Annotated in this window: 13 protein-coding genes; 3 read left to right on the top strand and 10 right to left on the bottom strand. The window is 40.4% G+C overall.

Going from position 1 to position 15,884, the window contains the following annotated elements:
• Positions 1 to 60: 60 nt before the first annotated feature.
• From A9970_RS14835 to A9970_RS14815, 5 genes are all read right to left on the bottom strand, one after another.
• Complete coding sequence (locus A9970_RS14835) at positions 61 to 1,380, bottom strand: serine hydrolase (RefSeq protein WP_182982842.1); 1,320 nt, start codon at positions 1,378 to 1,380, stop codon at positions 61 to 63.
• Positions 1,377 to 1,934 carry a hypothetical protein gene (locus A9970_RS14830; protein ID WP_182982841.1) on the bottom strand — a complete coding sequence of 186 codons (558 nt, stop codon included), beginning with the start codon at positions 1,932 to 1,934 and terminating at the stop codon, positions 1,377 to 1,379. Before A9970_RS14830 ends, A9970_RS14835 begins: the two co-directional genes overlap by 4 nt.
• A gap of 49 nt (positions 1,935 to 1,983) precedes the next feature.
• Positions 1,984 to 2,328 (bottom strand): PadR family transcriptional regulator, encoded by a 345-nt coding sequence (locus A9970_RS14825; protein ID WP_182982840.1) that lies wholly within the window; start codon positions 2,326 to 2,328, stop codon positions 1,984 to 1,986.
• A 491-nt stretch (positions 2,329 to 2,819) separates the two neighbouring features.
• A complete protein-coding gene (locus A9970_RS14820) occupies positions 2,820 to 3,098 on the bottom strand; it encodes a hypothetical protein (RefSeq protein ID WP_182982839.1) in 279 nt (92 codons plus the stop codon).
• 4 nt (positions 3,099 to 3,102) lie between these two features.
• A complete protein-coding gene (locus A9970_RS14815) occupies positions 3,103 to 3,813 on the bottom strand; it encodes a hypothetical protein (RefSeq protein ID WP_182982838.1) in 711 nt (236 codons plus the stop codon).
• Between the two features lie 133 nt (positions 3,814 to 3,946).
• Between A9970_RS14815 and A9970_RS14810 the strand changes: the two genes are divergently transcribed.
• On the top strand, positions 3,947 to 5,143 hold the full coding sequence (locus tag A9970_RS14810; protein ID WP_123865850.1) for an IS110 family transposase: 1,197 nt from the start codon (positions 3,947 to 3,949) through the stop codon (positions 5,141 to 5,143).
• A 351-nt stretch (positions 5,144 to 5,494) separates the two neighbouring features.
• On the opposite strand, the gene A9970_RS14805 is transcribed toward A9970_RS14810, so the two are convergent.
• Complete coding sequence (locus tag A9970_RS14805; protein ID WP_182982837.1) at positions 5,495 to 7,732, bottom strand: Tex family protein; 2,238 nt, start codon at positions 7,730 to 7,732, stop codon at positions 5,495 to 5,497.
• Positions 7,733 to 7,817: 85 nt separating this feature from the next.
• Complete coding sequence (locus tag A9970_RS28930; RefSeq protein WP_083663500.1) at positions 7,818 to 8,339, bottom strand: twin-arginine translocase TatA/TatE family subunit; 522 nt, start codon at positions 8,337 to 8,339, stop codon at positions 7,818 to 7,820.
• A gap of 242 nt (positions 8,340 to 8,581) precedes the next feature.
• On the opposite strand from A9970_RS28930, the gene A9970_RS14795 reads away from it, so the two are divergent.
• Positions 8,582 to 9,958, top strand: a complete 1,377-nt coding sequence (locus A9970_RS14795) for an MATE family efflux transporter (RefSeq protein WP_182982836.1) — start codon at positions 8,582 to 8,584, stop codon at positions 9,956 to 9,958.
• 102 nt (positions 9,959 to 10,060) lie between these two features.
• Here the strand turns inward: A9970_RS14795 and A9970_RS14790 are convergent, their stop codons facing one another.
• Both A9970_RS14790 and A9970_RS14785 read right to left on the bottom strand, forming a co-directional pair.
• Positions 10,061 to 11,410, bottom strand: a complete 1,350-nt coding sequence (locus A9970_RS14790) for a dihydrolipoamide acetyltransferase family protein (protein WP_182982835.1) — start codon at positions 11,408 to 11,410, stop codon at positions 10,061 to 10,063.
• Between the two features lie 112 nt (positions 11,411 to 11,522).
• Positions 11,523 to 12,782 (bottom strand): competence/damage-inducible protein A, encoded by a 1,260-nt coding sequence (locus tag A9970_RS14785; protein ID WP_182982834.1) that lies wholly within the window; start codon positions 12,780 to 12,782, stop codon positions 11,523 to 11,525.
• A 114-nt stretch (positions 12,783 to 12,896) separates the two neighbouring features.
• Here A9970_RS14785 and A9970_RS14780 point away from each other — a divergent pair, with 114 nt between their 5' ends.
• The gene (locus A9970_RS14780) at positions 12,897 to 13,058 is read left to right on the top strand and encodes a hypothetical protein (protein WP_182982833.1); all 162 of its coding nucleotides are present in this window, start codon (positions 12,897 to 12,899) and stop codon (positions 13,056 to 13,058) included.
• On the opposite strand, the gene A9970_RS14775 is transcribed toward A9970_RS14780, so the two are convergent.
• Positions 13,055 to 15,688 (bottom strand): putative LPS assembly protein LptD, encoded by a 2,634-nt coding sequence (locus tag A9970_RS14775; RefSeq protein WP_220801617.1) that lies wholly within the window; start codon positions 15,686 to 15,688, stop codon positions 13,055 to 13,057. The two genes, A9970_RS14780 and A9970_RS14775, sit on opposite strands and share 4 nt — an antisense overlap.
• Positions 15,689 to 15,884: the final 196 nt, after the last annotated feature.

Raw genomic sequence — 15,884 nt, 5'->3', positions numbered from 1 at the left:
TAAGTTAGTGCCGAATAAAGGCCATGGATCTTCGCTTTAGTATTTAACCTCAGTGTCTCCTTATTTCTTCAAAACAAGAGTATGTCCATTTTGATAGAGTGTCATTTTATTTTCACTACGTTCGAAAACTATTTTTACACCAAATTGTGGTTGGACCAGCGTGTTTCTATCCTTGGGTTTCAGTTGAAATGAAGGTTGACCAACGACCTGTCCAAACACCTTGTTGCCCTCTCTCGTAATATTTATCTGAATAGGAGGTTGCTCGCTTTTGTATTCGCCGACGAGACTTGAAATTTCTTCCTCTGTCAATTGTATTTCCGTAAGATCAGGAAGTGGAAAAGGTTTTTTATAAAGCTCGCCAAGGCTGAATTTTAGAATTTCATTATTATTATAATTGTTGGCATTACTAATAAGTGCGACGTTATAATTGCCGTCATCAAAATGACCAGCTACGGAGGAGTATCCATCTATACCACCTGTGTGGCCAAACCCTATATGTTCATAGAATGGCAATTGGAATAAGCCCAGTCCATAACCCTGATCTATTTTTTTCATCTCTTCCAGGCTTGCAGCATTGATTATTTTATGGCTAAATAAACCATTGAAAAATTTGTCCAGATCTGCTGGAGTTGACCAAACTGCTCCGGCACCAAGCGGAACAGAATTGTCCGTGTGTGGTTCAAGGCTCCATTCTTGCGTGTAACGATAGGATTCGCTAACATCCCTGCTGTTATTTTGTGGACGGCCAAATGTGGTCTGTTCCAACTTTAATGGTAGACATATATATTCTTTCAATAGAGCAGCATAGTCTTTTTTCCATACTTTTTCCAGGATATAAGTAAGTAGAATATAGTTTGAATTACTGTATTCATGTTTGCTTCCGGGGGTAAATTCAGCTCCGCCTTTGACCATGCGTTCAACAAGTTCCTGCTCAGTTTGGGGTTTAGTGTTCCATGTCAAATAATCTTTGTCGTCCGTGACGCTATGAACTCCGCTGCTATGATTTAACAATTGACGAACGGTAATCTTTTCGGCGTTTGGAATGCTCTTAAAGTATGTTGCTAATGTCTGGTTTAACTGGAGTTTTCCGAGTTCTATCGTTTTTAAAACAAGTGTTGCGGTGAAAGTTTTGGAGATCGAGCCAATCCCATACCGTGTATCTATGGTCGCTTTCTTTTTCTGTGCCAGGTCTGCATACCCAATTGCCTTTTGATAGAGTAGTTGATCGCCTTTGCTGATCGCAATACTGCCCATCCAGACATTATTTTTATCCATGAGAGACATCAGGCTGTCCATGCGAACAGGATTGAATTCCTGGGCTTTGAGAGTGGGGCCCGTTAGCGTTGCTAAGAGGAGCAATAAGACTGTGGTTCTTTTCATAATTTATGGTGAATAGATTTTTTGAGTTTCAAAATTAACGTAGAGGAATAGTAAAGTCCACTGATGATAAATAGAAAGGCCGGAATGAAATAATTGCCCAATTGTTCGTAACGTAGGGCTTCTTCGTGCTGTAAAATAAGTTTGCCGAATATGAAAAACTTGTTGGGTGCATAGAAAAATCCGACTCCCTGAGGATCAATAAATTTGGCCACGACTAGAAAGACGGCGATAAGCATAAGGGTATAGATGGTATAATAAATGATGTTTGCTATCCCTTGTGTGAGTATAATAGGTGCCTGCAAAAGGGATGCCGATTTACGAGAAGGTTCTATTGACGGGGCAACGTACGTTGTCGAAATCATTTCCCGGATAAAAATTTCCGGTAATCCAAGTTTATCCAAGATATCTTGGAGCTGACTGGGCAGGGCATTCTGGATTAATTGCGGAGGAAGCTGCTGTTGCAATGCCTCAAATATGTGGCTATTGATTTCACATAATATATCCTGTCTTTGCTCCAAGGCTAATTTTTTCACAAGAGCCGATGCTGTTGACATGTAGTCTTGATATAGCTGAGCTGAGGATCTATTTGTAAAGGGTATCTGGTTATAATGCATGCGTCAAAGTGGTTAAATGTTGGTTTAAGCTTGTCCAGTAGGTTCTCATCTCTAAGAAGGTACTTTGGCCTTCCTTTGTTATTTTGTAATATTTTCTTGGAATCCCAGTAGCCTGAGGCACCCAGTTCGATTCGACCAGGCCTTCGTTTTTTAAACGGATCAATAAGGGGTATAAAGTTCCTTCAGCAATATCAATGGCCGTTTTCTTCTTGACCTCCTGGATAAGATCGTAGCCATAGTATTCCTGATCATAGGCAAGAATACCTAATACAACAAAAGAAAGACTTCCTTTTTTTAGCTGTGAAACCCATTTGTCAATAAATTCTTTGTTCATAGAAGTAAATATATAACAAAATACATAGTAATACAATGTATTGTTTTAAATTTTTAATATACCTTTTAGTGAAGGAAAGTATCCTAATTAAAAAAAGATGGGGGAAGTGGATTTGATGTTACTCGATTGAATTTTTTCTAAAAAAAAACACTTGAAGTGGGGAACTTCAAGTGTTTAACCTAACCAATTATTAACCTAAATTTATGAAAAGTATACTTTCTCAAGTATAACAAACTATGTTCAATATCTGTGCCATTCTATTTGTTAGTTTTATAATATTTTTCTTTGTGTTATTTTTGTTACGTATTATCTTCGGATTTGGCGGATGTTATATCTTATTTGGTAATATTTTTATGTTTTTAAAGATATTCAACAGCCTAAAAAAGTACTGAGTTAATTTTCTATACTATTTTTGACTACTTTAACACTCAAATTGTCCTTTTGTGTATATAAAAGAAAACAGCGGCTGTCCGAAAATAGGGTAATTGTAGTTATGGAACGTAACATTTGAAGAGGTCTTTCCACTCATCATCTAAATTACCTTTGTATACATTTTGTTTGGCACGCCGATACCAATATTCTGCATTCCATTGATCGCCTTCTTTGCGGTGTAAATAAGCATGAACATGTGCTGCGTCGGTTCCGCCCAATTGATCGATCAGGTCATGCGCGGTTTTCCAATTTCCTTTTAGATCATACCAAAGTGACTTTTGTACCGCTGTCCAATGCTGAAGCGGAGCTTCAAGAGATTGAAATTCTTCTATTGTCATATTTTTATTCTGTTATTTCTTTGCTCCAGATTTCATAAATATCATCTCCTTTCGAACTTTTTCCTTTATGCTGCCATTTGTCCTCTACGATTTCACCATCAAAGGCCAGTTCCTGCCCAACTCTATTATTGTCTCTCGAAAAGAACTGTATTTTTTCAGTATACCGATTGTTATTGTACTGATAGTTGCCTCCGCCTGTACCATAGAAGCCTTTTTGAGCAGGATTAATCGCTATCCATTGAAAATATCCATCAACCAATATTTTGATTGTTTTACGATCTGCTTTTGGAATACCATGCATTCTGCCTTCTTGTTGGCGACCGGTGATACGCCAAAGTGCGTCGAGGTCCTGCGGAACTTTTTTCTGCTTAATATAGAGATGGTAGCTATTGGCTATTTTTAGGCGAAGGGAGTCTGCTTCACTCCGATAAGGCAATTGGGTTGTTTTGCCAATGGCAGACGAATCCTGTGAGTTATACTCGATGACGACATTGATCAGATTAGGTTGTTTATCAAGTGCGCCACCCCAGGTATGTTGAAAACGTTTTCTGACGTCATCGTAACTTATAAACGAGATATAATGATCTTTAACGAGCATTAAGTGTTTATTGATGCCATCCTGATATAGATAGGCTCCGTCGTGAAGTTGTTGTGCCTGGATTTTAGAAAAATAGATTCCAAAAAATAGAAAGAATAGGAGGGTACAATTTTTCATAACGGGTCTAAATTTGTTTCCTCTAAATTTACATTTAATTTTCCGATTACACACAAGCGGATAAAAATTGGCGAGAGCTATCGCAATCAAAGCAAGTCCCGCTGCTTATCTTTATGTTGAAAAAAAAAGTTATATGAAAACAGCAGGACTTGACGTGCATAAAGATAGTATTTTTTGTGCGGTATTTAATGGGAAGCATTATTCGGATGTGGAGGTTTTCGAAACCTTCAGTACGGGCATTCGACAGTTGGGAGCCTACTTGAAGGCTGCGGGTGTTCTCCGAGTAGCGATGGAGAGTACCAGTATTTACTGGATCCCGGTCTGGAATATTCTCTCTGAAATGGGCTTTGATCTGATGCTGGTGAATCCCTTTTTAATCAAACAGCTGCCCGGCCGCAAAAGCGATGTAAAGGATGCACAGTGGATTGCCCAGCTACTTCACAAAGATATGCTTCGCGGGAGTTTTGTGCCCGGTGAGCGAATACAGGAACTCAGGAGCTACACCCGTTCCTATAGCAAGTTGCAGCAGCGGATAGTCCGTATGCTTACCAAAATGGACAATATCCTCGTACAGGCCGGAATCCGTTTGGGTAGTCTTGTGACCGATATCGGAGGGAAAAGTATGCTGAGTGTCATTGATGCCCTGATAGCCGGGGAGCGTGATGCCGTACGTTTAAGCAAACTGGTCTATGCCAGTAAGAAGAACAAAGAAAACGGAAAGCTGGCAGCAGCACTAACCGGCTGCATGAAGGAGCACCACCGCTTCAACCTGCAGATGGCAAAAGTTGAATACGACCTGTTGATCAAGCAGTCTGCTGAGTATATAGAAAAGATTGAAGCGATCTGCCTGCGTGATTTTCCACGGCAGAGTGCCTTGCTAAAGACGATTCCCGGCGTTAGCCGTATCAGTTCCGCTGTGATCATCGCCGAGACCGGCGCAGACATGAAAGTTTTTGAAAACAGCGGTAAACTGAGCGGATGGGTCGGATTACGACCAAAGAATGATGAAAGCGCAGGGAAATATAAAAGTACAGCGATCACTAAAGGAAACAGATATCTCAAGCCAATACTGGTACAGGTTGCCTGGGCGGCAAGCCGCTGTAAAGGCTCCTATTTTAAAGACAAATTCAACCGTCTAAGTATAAGAAAATCCTCGAAAAAGGCCCTGATCGCTATCGCACGAAAAATATCCGTTGTTGTATGGAATATCCTAAAAGACTTAACCCCTTATAATCCGGCACTACAGGTGATCTACGAACCAGCCAAACTAGATGCCAGGATACGGTATCACCAAAAAGAAATGGAACGCATAGCGAAACTTAAACCATAACAATTTTTTGCGTAAAGGCCGGGTATCTTTATGGTGGCTAAAAGACCCCGTTTTTAAATTGGCCAATGCAAATGCCTGAAAAGGCTATAAGTACACAAGCATGAGTTAATGCCAGCCTTACGGCTGACCAAACTCGAAGAGGAAAATCGCAAAACCCAATGCGCAAGGGGACTGTATTATAGTTAATTTATAGAGGAAAGATACAAAATAAAACAGCGACACGAACGACGAACATTGGATTTAATCGACTCAAAAAAAGCTGACCAAGCGATGCCTTGCCTCTAAAAAGTTAGACACTTTTCTTGGCAGTTCAGCGAACGGTCAGCTTTTTTGATTCGGAGTTAAATGTATCTATTTGAACTTACTCGCCAATGCAGCGAGCTTGCTGGCCATATCCGTTTGTGGTTCGGCCTGCTTTTTAAAATCATTTTTTTTGTTTTTGGGTAGCGCAGGCTTCTCATCTGTTTTCATTGACAATGCGATGCGGCTACGTTTTTCGTCTACTTCAGTTACCGTTACCATGACGTGTTGCTGTACTTTGACGACTTCATGCGGATCTGATATATAGCGATTAGATAATTGGCTTAGGTGTACCAAACCGTCTTGATGTACGCCAATATCAACAAAGGCTCCGAAATTCGTAATATTGGTCACGATTCCCGGCAGTTTCATGCCAACCCGTAAGTCGCCAATACTGTTGACCCCATCCGTGAATGAGAATGCTTCGAATTTTTCCCTTGGATCTAATCCGGGTTTTGCTAATTCATGAAGAATATCATTCAATGTCGGTAATCCAACTTCCTCCGAAATGTAATTTTTTAAGGGAATAGATTTCCTTAAGTCAGCATCTGTCAATAGGTCCTCCACTTTTTTTCCCAAGTCTTTGGCCATTTGTTCCACCAATGTATAACGCTCGGGGTGTACTGCAGAGGAATCCAATGGATTTACCGCATGGCGAATGCGAAGGAATCCCGCTGCTTGTTCAAAAGCTTTATCACCAAGGCGAGGAACTTTCTTTAGCTCGCGTCTGGAGGCGAAAGGACCGTTTTCATTTCTATATTTTATAATCTGTTGTGCTAGGGAAGGACCTAATCCAGATACATAGGCTAAAATTTGTTTGGAGGCAGTATTCAGTTCAACACCGACAGCATTTACGCAACTAATGACAGTATCATCCAATGAGGTCTGGAGTTTATTTTGATCAACATCATGCTGATACTGTCCGACACCGATCGATTTTGGATCAATCTTAACCAGCTCAGCCAAGGGATCCATTAATCGTCTACCAATAGATACTGCACCACGTACCGTAATATCTTGATCTGGAAATTCTTCACGTGCAGTTTCGGAAGCCGAATAAATAGAGGCTCCACTTTCATTGACCATAACGATAGTAACGTTATTTAATCCGAGTTTCCGTACAAATTCTTCCGTTTCGCGACCAGCGGTTCCATTGCCGATTGCGATGGCTTGGATATCGTATTTCGAGACTAAATACTGAATTGTTTTTTTTGCTTCTGCTAGTCCATTGGCACCCGTATGCGGAAAGATAGCCGTATTTTCTTTGAGCTGTCCTTGTTCATCCAGAACAACCGTTTTACAGCCTGTACGAAATCCTGGGTCGATCGCAAGTAGCCTTTTCTGCCCTAGTGGAGCGGCTAGAAGTAATTGGCGAACATTGTCGGCAAAAACTTTGATGGCTTCTTCATCGGCTTTTTGACGTGTCAATACACGAATTTCCGTCTCCATGGAAGGTTTTAACAGACGCTTGTAGCTATCGACCAAGGCGAGTTTTACCTGAGCTGCGGCATCGTTGGCACCCTTAACATAGATGGATTCGATACGGGGTAGAATTTCTTCTTCATTGATCGCTATATCTAAGTAGAGCAACTCTTCTTTTTCCCCACGGCGCATGGCCAGCACACGATGGGAAGGTGCATCCTTCAAAGATTCAGACCATTCGTAATAATCTTTATATTTTAGGGCGGCTTCTTCTTTTCCAGGAACTACTTTTGAAACAAATGCGCTTTTTTCGAGGAATATTGCTCTCGACTTGGCTCTCACTGTCGCATCTTCGGCAATGACCTCTGCAATGATATCGCGGGCACCTGCTAGTGCCTCCTCTGTATTTTTTACGCCTTTTTCTTCATCTATTAGACTGTCGGCAAGAGCGAGGAAATCGCCTGTTTCTTGCGCTAAAATAAGATCCGCTAAAGGTTGCAGACCTTTTTCACGTGCCACACTGGCGCGAGTTTTACGCTTAGGTTTGTAAGGCAGATAGATATCTTCAAGACTGGCCATGGTTTCGGCACTTAAAAGCTGCTGCTCAAGCTCCGGTGTCAATTTCCCCTGATCGTTGATAGATTTAAGAACAGCTTCTTTACGTTTATCTAAATCGCGCAGCTGCTGGAAACGATCTCTGATATTGGTGATTTGAACTTCGTCCAAACTACCAGTCATTTCCTTGCGGTAGCGTGAGATAAACGGAACGGTAGCGCCTTCGTCTAATAGTGCTATAGTCGTGCGAACCTGTTTTTCGCTAATAGAAAGCTCGTTAGCAATAGTAATTTCGTGTGTTGATAAGCTCATTGTCGGTTTAATCTTAAAAAGTAGAGCTGTTGAATCACCATTCAACAGCTCTAAGTATATCTAATTATAAACTAAAGTAGTAAAATTAAGCAGGTTTATTGGTATTGTCCTGCTCAGGAACTTTTTTATCTTCTACCTCGTTGTTTTTAGTTTCAGCAAAATGATCGTTATACCCGTACGTGATGTGAGATGGCTCTTCGCCGTAATCGGGTTGTTTATGTGGATTATGTTCAACGACACCGGCAGGTGTTGTGAATTCATATTTTTTCTTGGGCTGCTCTGTTTCTGAACCTTCTACGGTTTCCTGCGGCTTAGCCTCTTCTTCGTGTGCTGCTTGAGCCTTCTCTTCAGCTAAACGCACATCATTAGGAACAGCTTCTTCTTTTACTTCTGTTTTAACGTCTATGTCTTTCTCGAAATTATTGATTTGATCTGAAATTTCACGTTTGATACCTTCTGATGCATCTTTGAACTCACGTATTCCTCTTCCCAAACCTCTCGCCAATTCAGGAAGTTTTTTGCCTCCAAAAAGTAACAAGATTGCAAACACAATTAAGATCATCTCTTGTGTTCCGATGTTTAGAAATGCTATTACTGGATTGTACATACTCTTTTTCCTCTTCTTTTGATTACTAACTAGATGCTAAGGTACATTTATATTTCTATAGTTCTTAGACCCAAAAGTAAATTTAAGATAATTTTAAGGTATTTGAAACATAAAAATTACTTAACAAAGTGCGGTTATTTGATGGGTGTAAATTGTTATATTTTTGCTAAATATTTTTTAATATGACGATAGGGTAGCAATATCTTCGTATTTTTGTGGCTATTTTTTTAGGGAAATCGATTATGTTGGGAAATTTTAAAACATTTAAACCGTATTACAAAAGTACGATGGTATTGGCGGGGCCCGTGGTGATCTCACAATTGGGACATACACTGGTGCATACCGCAGATAGTGTGATTGTTGGACATTTTGCAGGAACCATTCCATTGGCCGCAGTTTCGTTGGTACATGCTGTTTTTATGGTTGTTATGGTCATCGGGTTGGGAATTGCTTATGGTATCACGCCGTTGATTGCGCAGGAGAATGGCCGTGATAATAAAAAAGAATGTGCCATATTGTTGTCCAATAGCTTTTGGTTAAATATTATCGCAGGACTCTTGTTGTTCGCTTTAGTTTACTTTGGTTCGATGTTAGCTATCGATCACCTCAACCAAGATCCGGCTGTGGTGAAGGAGGCAAAGCCTTATTTACTTATTCTGAGTTTATCGATGCTTCCGTTGATGGTATTTAGCACATTTAAGCAATTTGCCGAAGGCTTGGGGTTTACAAAGCAAGCCATGAATGTAACTATTTGGGGGAATGTACTGAACATTATTTTGGCGATCATCTTTGTCAAAGGGATGTTTGGCATTAGTCCTATGGGGGTCAAGGGTGTCGGATACAGTACATTGATCGACCGTGTGTTAATGATGTCTGTGATGATGACTTATGTATTGCGATCGCAGAAATTTAAAGGATATATTCAATACTTTAAGGTGACATTGATAGATCGGCAAAGATTACTTAAGATAATACGGATCGGGGCACCCGTGGCTATGCAATATGTATTTGAAATTGGGGCTTTTGCGGGGGCTTCCCTATTGGCCGGTACGATAAGTGCTACAGCGCAAGCTTCTCATCAAGTAGCCATCCAGCTGGCCGCGATGACGTATATGATGGCGAGTGGTATTGCTGCTGCTGCAACAATCAAGGTGGGGAATAGTTATGGTAATAGAAACCTTTTTCGCCTCGAACGATTTGCCATCACTTCGTATCAATTGGTGTTGATCTTTATGGTGATTACAGCGTCTTTGTTCGCGTTGTTGAATAATTATTTACCTTATATCTTTACCTCAGATCATGCCGTGGTGATTATTGCTTCTCAGCTGTTGATTATTGCGGGACTTTTCCAATTGTTTGATGGTACGCAAGTTGTCGGTCTGGGGGTGTTACGTGGGATGGGTGACGTGAATATTCCAACCATTATCACATTTATTGCTTACTGGATTATAGGGCTACCAAGTGGCTACCTCATGGGAGTGGTATTTAACTGGGGTATCAAGGGGATTTGGTATGGGCTGACATTAGGCTTGTTAACCTCTTCGCTTTTACTTTATCTGCGGTTTCAATTGGTGATCAAGAAGAAGAAAATACAATTCGAACAAAGTATGTTTAAGTAACAAAAAATATATTTTAAATAATAAAAAAGGCTCGGTTATAAAAATGCCCCAAAAAGTTAGACACTTATTTGGGGCATTTTTATTATTTATCGATTTTGATTGTTAGATCACTCTATTGCTATCCCAATTTTCCAGGTAGTCCGCCACACGTTTTAAGAAGGTACCTCCGAGGGCACCATCGATTGCACGGTGGTCGTAAGAAAGTGAAAGATACATCATATGTCTAATACCAATCATATCACCATACTCTGTTTCTATGACTGCTGGTTTTTTCGTAATTGTACCTACAGCCAAGATTGCAGCTTGCGGTTGGTTAATGATAGGAGTTCCCATAATATTGCCAAAAGCGCCGATATTGGTGAATGTAAATGTGCCATCTTGTGTGTCGTCAGGCTTTAATTTATTTGTCCGTGACCGTTGTGCGAGGTCGTTGACACTTTTACTCAAGCCTACTAAGCTTAATTGATCTGCATTTTTGATAACAGGAACGATGAGATTGCCATTAGGCAATGCTGCCGCCATACCAATATTGATGTTTTTCTTCTTGATGATATTGTAACCGTCGATCGAGATATTGACCAATGGAAAATCTTTGAGCGCCTTGCTAATAGCCTCGATAAACAAAGGGGTGAACGTAATGTTTTCTCCTTCGCGTTTTTTATAGGCATCTTTAACTTTATTGCGCCACAAAACTAAATTGGTTACATCTGCCTCAACAAAAGAACATACATGGGGAGAGGTTTGTACACTTTTGACCATATGGTCTGCAATCAACCTTCGCATGCGGTCCATTTCAATGATTTCATCACTGCCATTGGCAACAGTATGAACATGCGATGGAGCTGTGGAGGTTATTTTCGGAGATTCCGTAGCCGTGTTCGTGTGCTCTACCGGAATAGACTTTGTAGGTGCTGAGGATGAATCTCGGTGTGTTACATAAGTTAAAATATCTTCCTTAGTCACTCTTCCCTCTGCTCCAGTACCCTGGATACGGTCAAGTTCATCTTGCGACAATCCTTCGTGGCGTGCGATATTCTTTACTAAAGGTGAATAGAAACGAAGGGTATTTTCGTAGGGAGAAGACGAAATTTCAGCTGCTACATTTGGCAGCTGGTCTACACCAGGGATATTCAATGCTATGATCTCTTCGGGAATTGTCGCTGAAGGAGTTGTATTTTCTTGCGCTTGAATCGCAGGTTCTTCATTTTCGCCTTCAATTTCTATAATTGCAACGACTTCACCAACTTGGACAGTCTGGTCTACGGTATAGCAATGCTCTTTTAAAACACCTTTTACAGGGGAAGGTACCTCTGAATCAACTTTGTCCGTTGCGATTTCCAATAAAGTGTCATCTTCATCAATCAGGTCACCAGGTTGTTTTAACCATTTTGTGATTGTTGCCTCGGATACACTTTCTCCCATTTTTGGGAGCAAGAGTTTATATAAAGCCATATTTTTTAGCAATCTCGTTATAGAAAAACGAAGTTAAATAAATTGTGGTTTACTTTCAACAATTTAAAATATTATTCCTTAAATAACGTGTTTGTTGAAATATTATTTTACTTTATTGTGTATCTTGTTCTTTTTCTTTTACAAGCAACTTCCACAAAAGTAATAAAGCATTCATACGGGTACGTTCGATGTTGATCAGTCTTTCGTTATTAAACTGAAACTTCTTGGTTAAAACTTCTTTTTTTCCCGCAACAGCCACCCAGATAGTGCCAACTGGTTTCTCAATTGTTCCACCACCTGGCCCCGCTATCCCAGTTGTCGCAATAGCATAATCCGACGAAAATGCCTTTTTTGAACCCGAAGCCATTTCGATAGCAGTCTGCTCACTTACTGCGCCATATTGGATCAGTGTTTCTTCTTTGACGTTCAACAATTGTTGTTTTAAAGCGTTGGAGTAGGGGATAGTACCACCAAGGAATATAACGCTGCTTCCCGCTACTGCGGTTATTGAAGCGGCAAGGCTACCGCCTGTACAGCTTTCTGCGGTAGTCAATGTAGCACCTCGGCGGCCAAGCTCTTTAATTAAATAAGGTTCGATGCTGGTATCATAATCTGCAATGACATATTGTTGTAAACGATGGAGTAGCTTTGTTTTAAAAAGGGCAACCTGGAGCATAATGTCAGATTTATTCCTGCTTTTACCAGAGAGTCTCAATCGGATAAAGGCCAAGGTTGGTAGATAGGCCAATTTTATGCTTGAAGGAAGTTCTGATTCAATATCCTTTATTTCTTCTGCCAAATAAGATTCTCCGATTCCGCCGACCAAAATTGTCTCATGACAGATAAATAAGTCAGGATCCTGTTTGGCTAATAAAGGCAACACATGTTTTTCCATCAGAAATTTCATCTCAAATGGCACTCCAGGCATAAAAATAAACTTCTTTTGGTTCTGGTGTACCAACATGCCAGGTGCAGTACCATAGTCGTTAAATAGGACTTCACAATTTGCCAAAACATCGGCCTGCTGCAGATTGATGTCGAGCATTTTTAGATTGCGCGATTCAAATATGTTGGTCACGTGCCGAAGTACATGCTCATCCCGTATCAAGGTGGTTCCAAAATACGCTGCGGCAGTTTTTTTTGTCACATCATCTTTCGTCGGGCCCAGACCTCCGGTGATTAAAATAAGATCTGCTCGAGCTGAGGCCTCTTTCAATGTCGTTGAAATAGCCTCTTCGGTATCTGGGATCGATGTCATTTGAACGATATCGACTTCGAATTGGAGCAGTTGCTTGGCAATCCAGCCTGAATTGGTATCAATGATCTGCCCGATGAGGATCTCATCGCCTATGGTAATAATCTCTGCTTTCATCTTTAAAATAATTATGCAACCACCTCCCTACTTTGAAAAATGCATCTGTGGAGGATAGTGTTGGATTTTCTTAATCTTTTGGTGTTAAAATGTCCATGCGCTAGCGCCTAAAAAATGAAAATTCAATACCAAAAGATTCAGGATATAAACTTACATAAAATTGCGGCTCAACGAAATGGTAAAAATGTATTTGATGGAAGAAGTTTTTTGAAAAAAACTGACGGTTCTGCTGACCAATACAAGTACGGCATTTCAAAAAAAAAGCAGTTATTTTAAAAATAACTGCCTCCTGAACTGGCTCTTTTTGTGAGCTTAAGATCTTGTAAGATCGATGCCTTTGCACGAATGGTGACGTTATAGCTTCGGAACCGCCCAAAAGGCATCCAGCCAAATGACATATCCCAACAATGCAGATCTCGATAGATATTGAAAGAGGTCATGACCACTTCCTTCTGTTTGAAATCGTATCCCGATTGAAAGGTGACTTTCCATTTGGGCGTAACACTGAAATCACCATGTAAGTTTAAGGTACTTGTGATTTGACTTTCCATTCTCCGCGTACTGGAGTTGAACGATTTTGCCATATTGAAACTGAACGATGCCGCAAGGTTCCATGGGATGTTAAAGTCCACAAATGCGTTTGGATCTGAGCTGATTCGAGCTAAGGCCTGTGCTTGCTCAGGAGTCATACCTGCTCCAGACATTTCTTTTCTTAAAGAGTCGATATTGTTATTACGTGATTTCGCAGCCTTAGGATTCAGACTATAGTCAAAGGAAAGACCAAAGTTTGTCAGACGAGCAAGGCTACCGTCTTTAATGGCATAGCGATTGACGCGGACACCATTTTCGTTGACCGAATAGGGATCAAATGTACCGTTGAAGTTTACATTCATCTTTTGGTCGAAAAAAGCTGTACGGCCAGAGAAAGTAATTGGGGACAACTTCAGCGAGTCGGCAACAAAGTTGTAATTTCCGCTGAACGTCAGACCTTGAAGAATAGGGATTTTCTTTAAGCCACCATCTGTGGTATCGGATTTACTTTTGACCTTTGCTTCGATGTTATTGTCAATGGAAAAACCTATCCCTGCAGATTTTCCTGCAGAAGGAGATCCGTAGACACCCTGACTAAAGATTGAGTATACATTTCTGTTTCCATATTGATCGTTATATTGCTGATAGAAACCATATCTTGGATCCGAAAAATCGGGTCTATAGTTCAGGTTGATCGACGGTGTGACGACGTGTCTGATCTGCTGAAGGTTACCGATTTTCGGATAATAATTACCATAAACCTTGGTCGAAAGTCCGGTCGAAACAGAATAATCGTATGCACGATTGAATCCCTGAACGGTATCGATACGTTGTTTATAACCTGCGGCCGTATTGTCGATGCTTTGTCGTGTACTTTGCAAATACCAACGTTCGGTATAGTTTACACTGGTGTTGAACTGAAAATATTTAAAAGCATTGAGTGATAAACTGATTGGAATATTGTGTTGGAAGCCATTTTGGAATTTCTTGAATCCCCCTGGTTTAAATAACAATGTATCAATGGTGCTTACCGAGTTTTGTGCTTGGAAACTATAGCCGACATTAATTCGTTGATACCATTTTTGTTCACCGACACGGTCTTTGCTGTCAAATGGATTGAAAGAGGATACGTTTAAGCTGATATTTGGTAAACTCATCTGTATACTGCGCGTAGCCATATCCTGATTATGCGTTAAGCTGGCCGTGAGGTTTACCTTGCCATCGGCAAATACTTTTCCATAACTGATGGACGATCCCATACGGTTACGTGCAAGATTTTCATAGGTGTTTTGTGTACTTCCGGTTCCGGTGTTTTGAAAGAAAGAACTTGTACCAAAGTTAACACTTGCTGAGAAAGATGTTCCTGGATTGGCTTCCTGGCGCTGGGTATGGTTCCAAGTGACATTAAAATCCTTATTGGAGCCATAATTAGATGTTCCTTCAATACCCGTTTTGGTATTGGCGTAACGGATATTAAAACCACCGTTAAATTTATAGTTGACGGTATAGCGCGTATTGATGGAAGCTTCCCATGAACCTTTTGAATACAAGGAACCTCTAATCTCACTATCCCAATAATCGTTGAAGGCCAAATACCAACCTATATCCCGCATCGAAAATCCTCTGGTATAATCTTCCCCAAAAGATGGGAAGAGAAATCCAGATGCTCTTTTATCTGGTTTTGGGAAAAATGCAAATGGAAATGCCACGGGCATAGGCACACCCATCACCACAAGATAAGCCGGACCAGAAATAATCTGGTTTTTAGTAACAATTCCTTTGGTGATATGAATGCCAAAATGGGTATGCGGGTAGGGTAGATTACAAGTACTATATAATCCCTTGTATATCGACATTTCGTCGTAGATATTCTTTCGCACAATATTGGCCTGGATAAATCCACCATCAACTTCGGTCATAATACCATAGGTATTTCCCTCTTGTTTCTCGTAATCGTAATAGAGTGAGTCTACCGTTTTCGGTGATTCACCATTTCCCATAATGACGATCGGACGCCCCACATACTTCCCCGTTTTGTCATAGATCCCCGAAGCCAAAATCTTTTTCTTGTTTCGGTCCAGACGGATATAATCGGCAGAAAGTTCAAAATCTTGATACTTTACCTTCGCTCCGCGATAAAGGTGACTGATATTCTTGGCAACTTCAGATTTCTGCGAGTCAACCGCAATAATACTCACTTCGGCCTGTAAGCCACTTCCTTTTTTCTTGGTCGTATCGCTTACAGATTTGGTCGTATCTACAGTTTTGGATTTACTCGTATCTTGCGATTTATTGGTCGCCGAAATAGGATCTTTACCTTGAAGTCCGTTCTGTTTTAATGGAATATTACTTTGAGCAAAGCTAGAATTGCTCATTGCAAGAATGATAAATAGTGTTAAAATGTTGATTAACGACTTCAAAATTAAAGACAAATGTTATTTTTGTGAAATAATGTTAAACTTTGAGAGACAAAATTAGTCAAAAAAGCAATAGAAAATATGTTAAATATCGTTATCTATTAAAGAAATAATATAGACTCATTTTGATTCGTTTATAGTAGAGCAAATAATT

It is taken from the genome of Sphingobacterium sp. UME9, assembly GCF_014170215.1.
Lineage (GTDB): Bacteria > Bacteroidota > Bacteroidia > Sphingobacteriales > Sphingobacteriaceae > Sphingobacterium > Sphingobacterium paramultivorum.
This window is presented reverse-complemented; position numbering and strand designations above follow the sequence as displayed.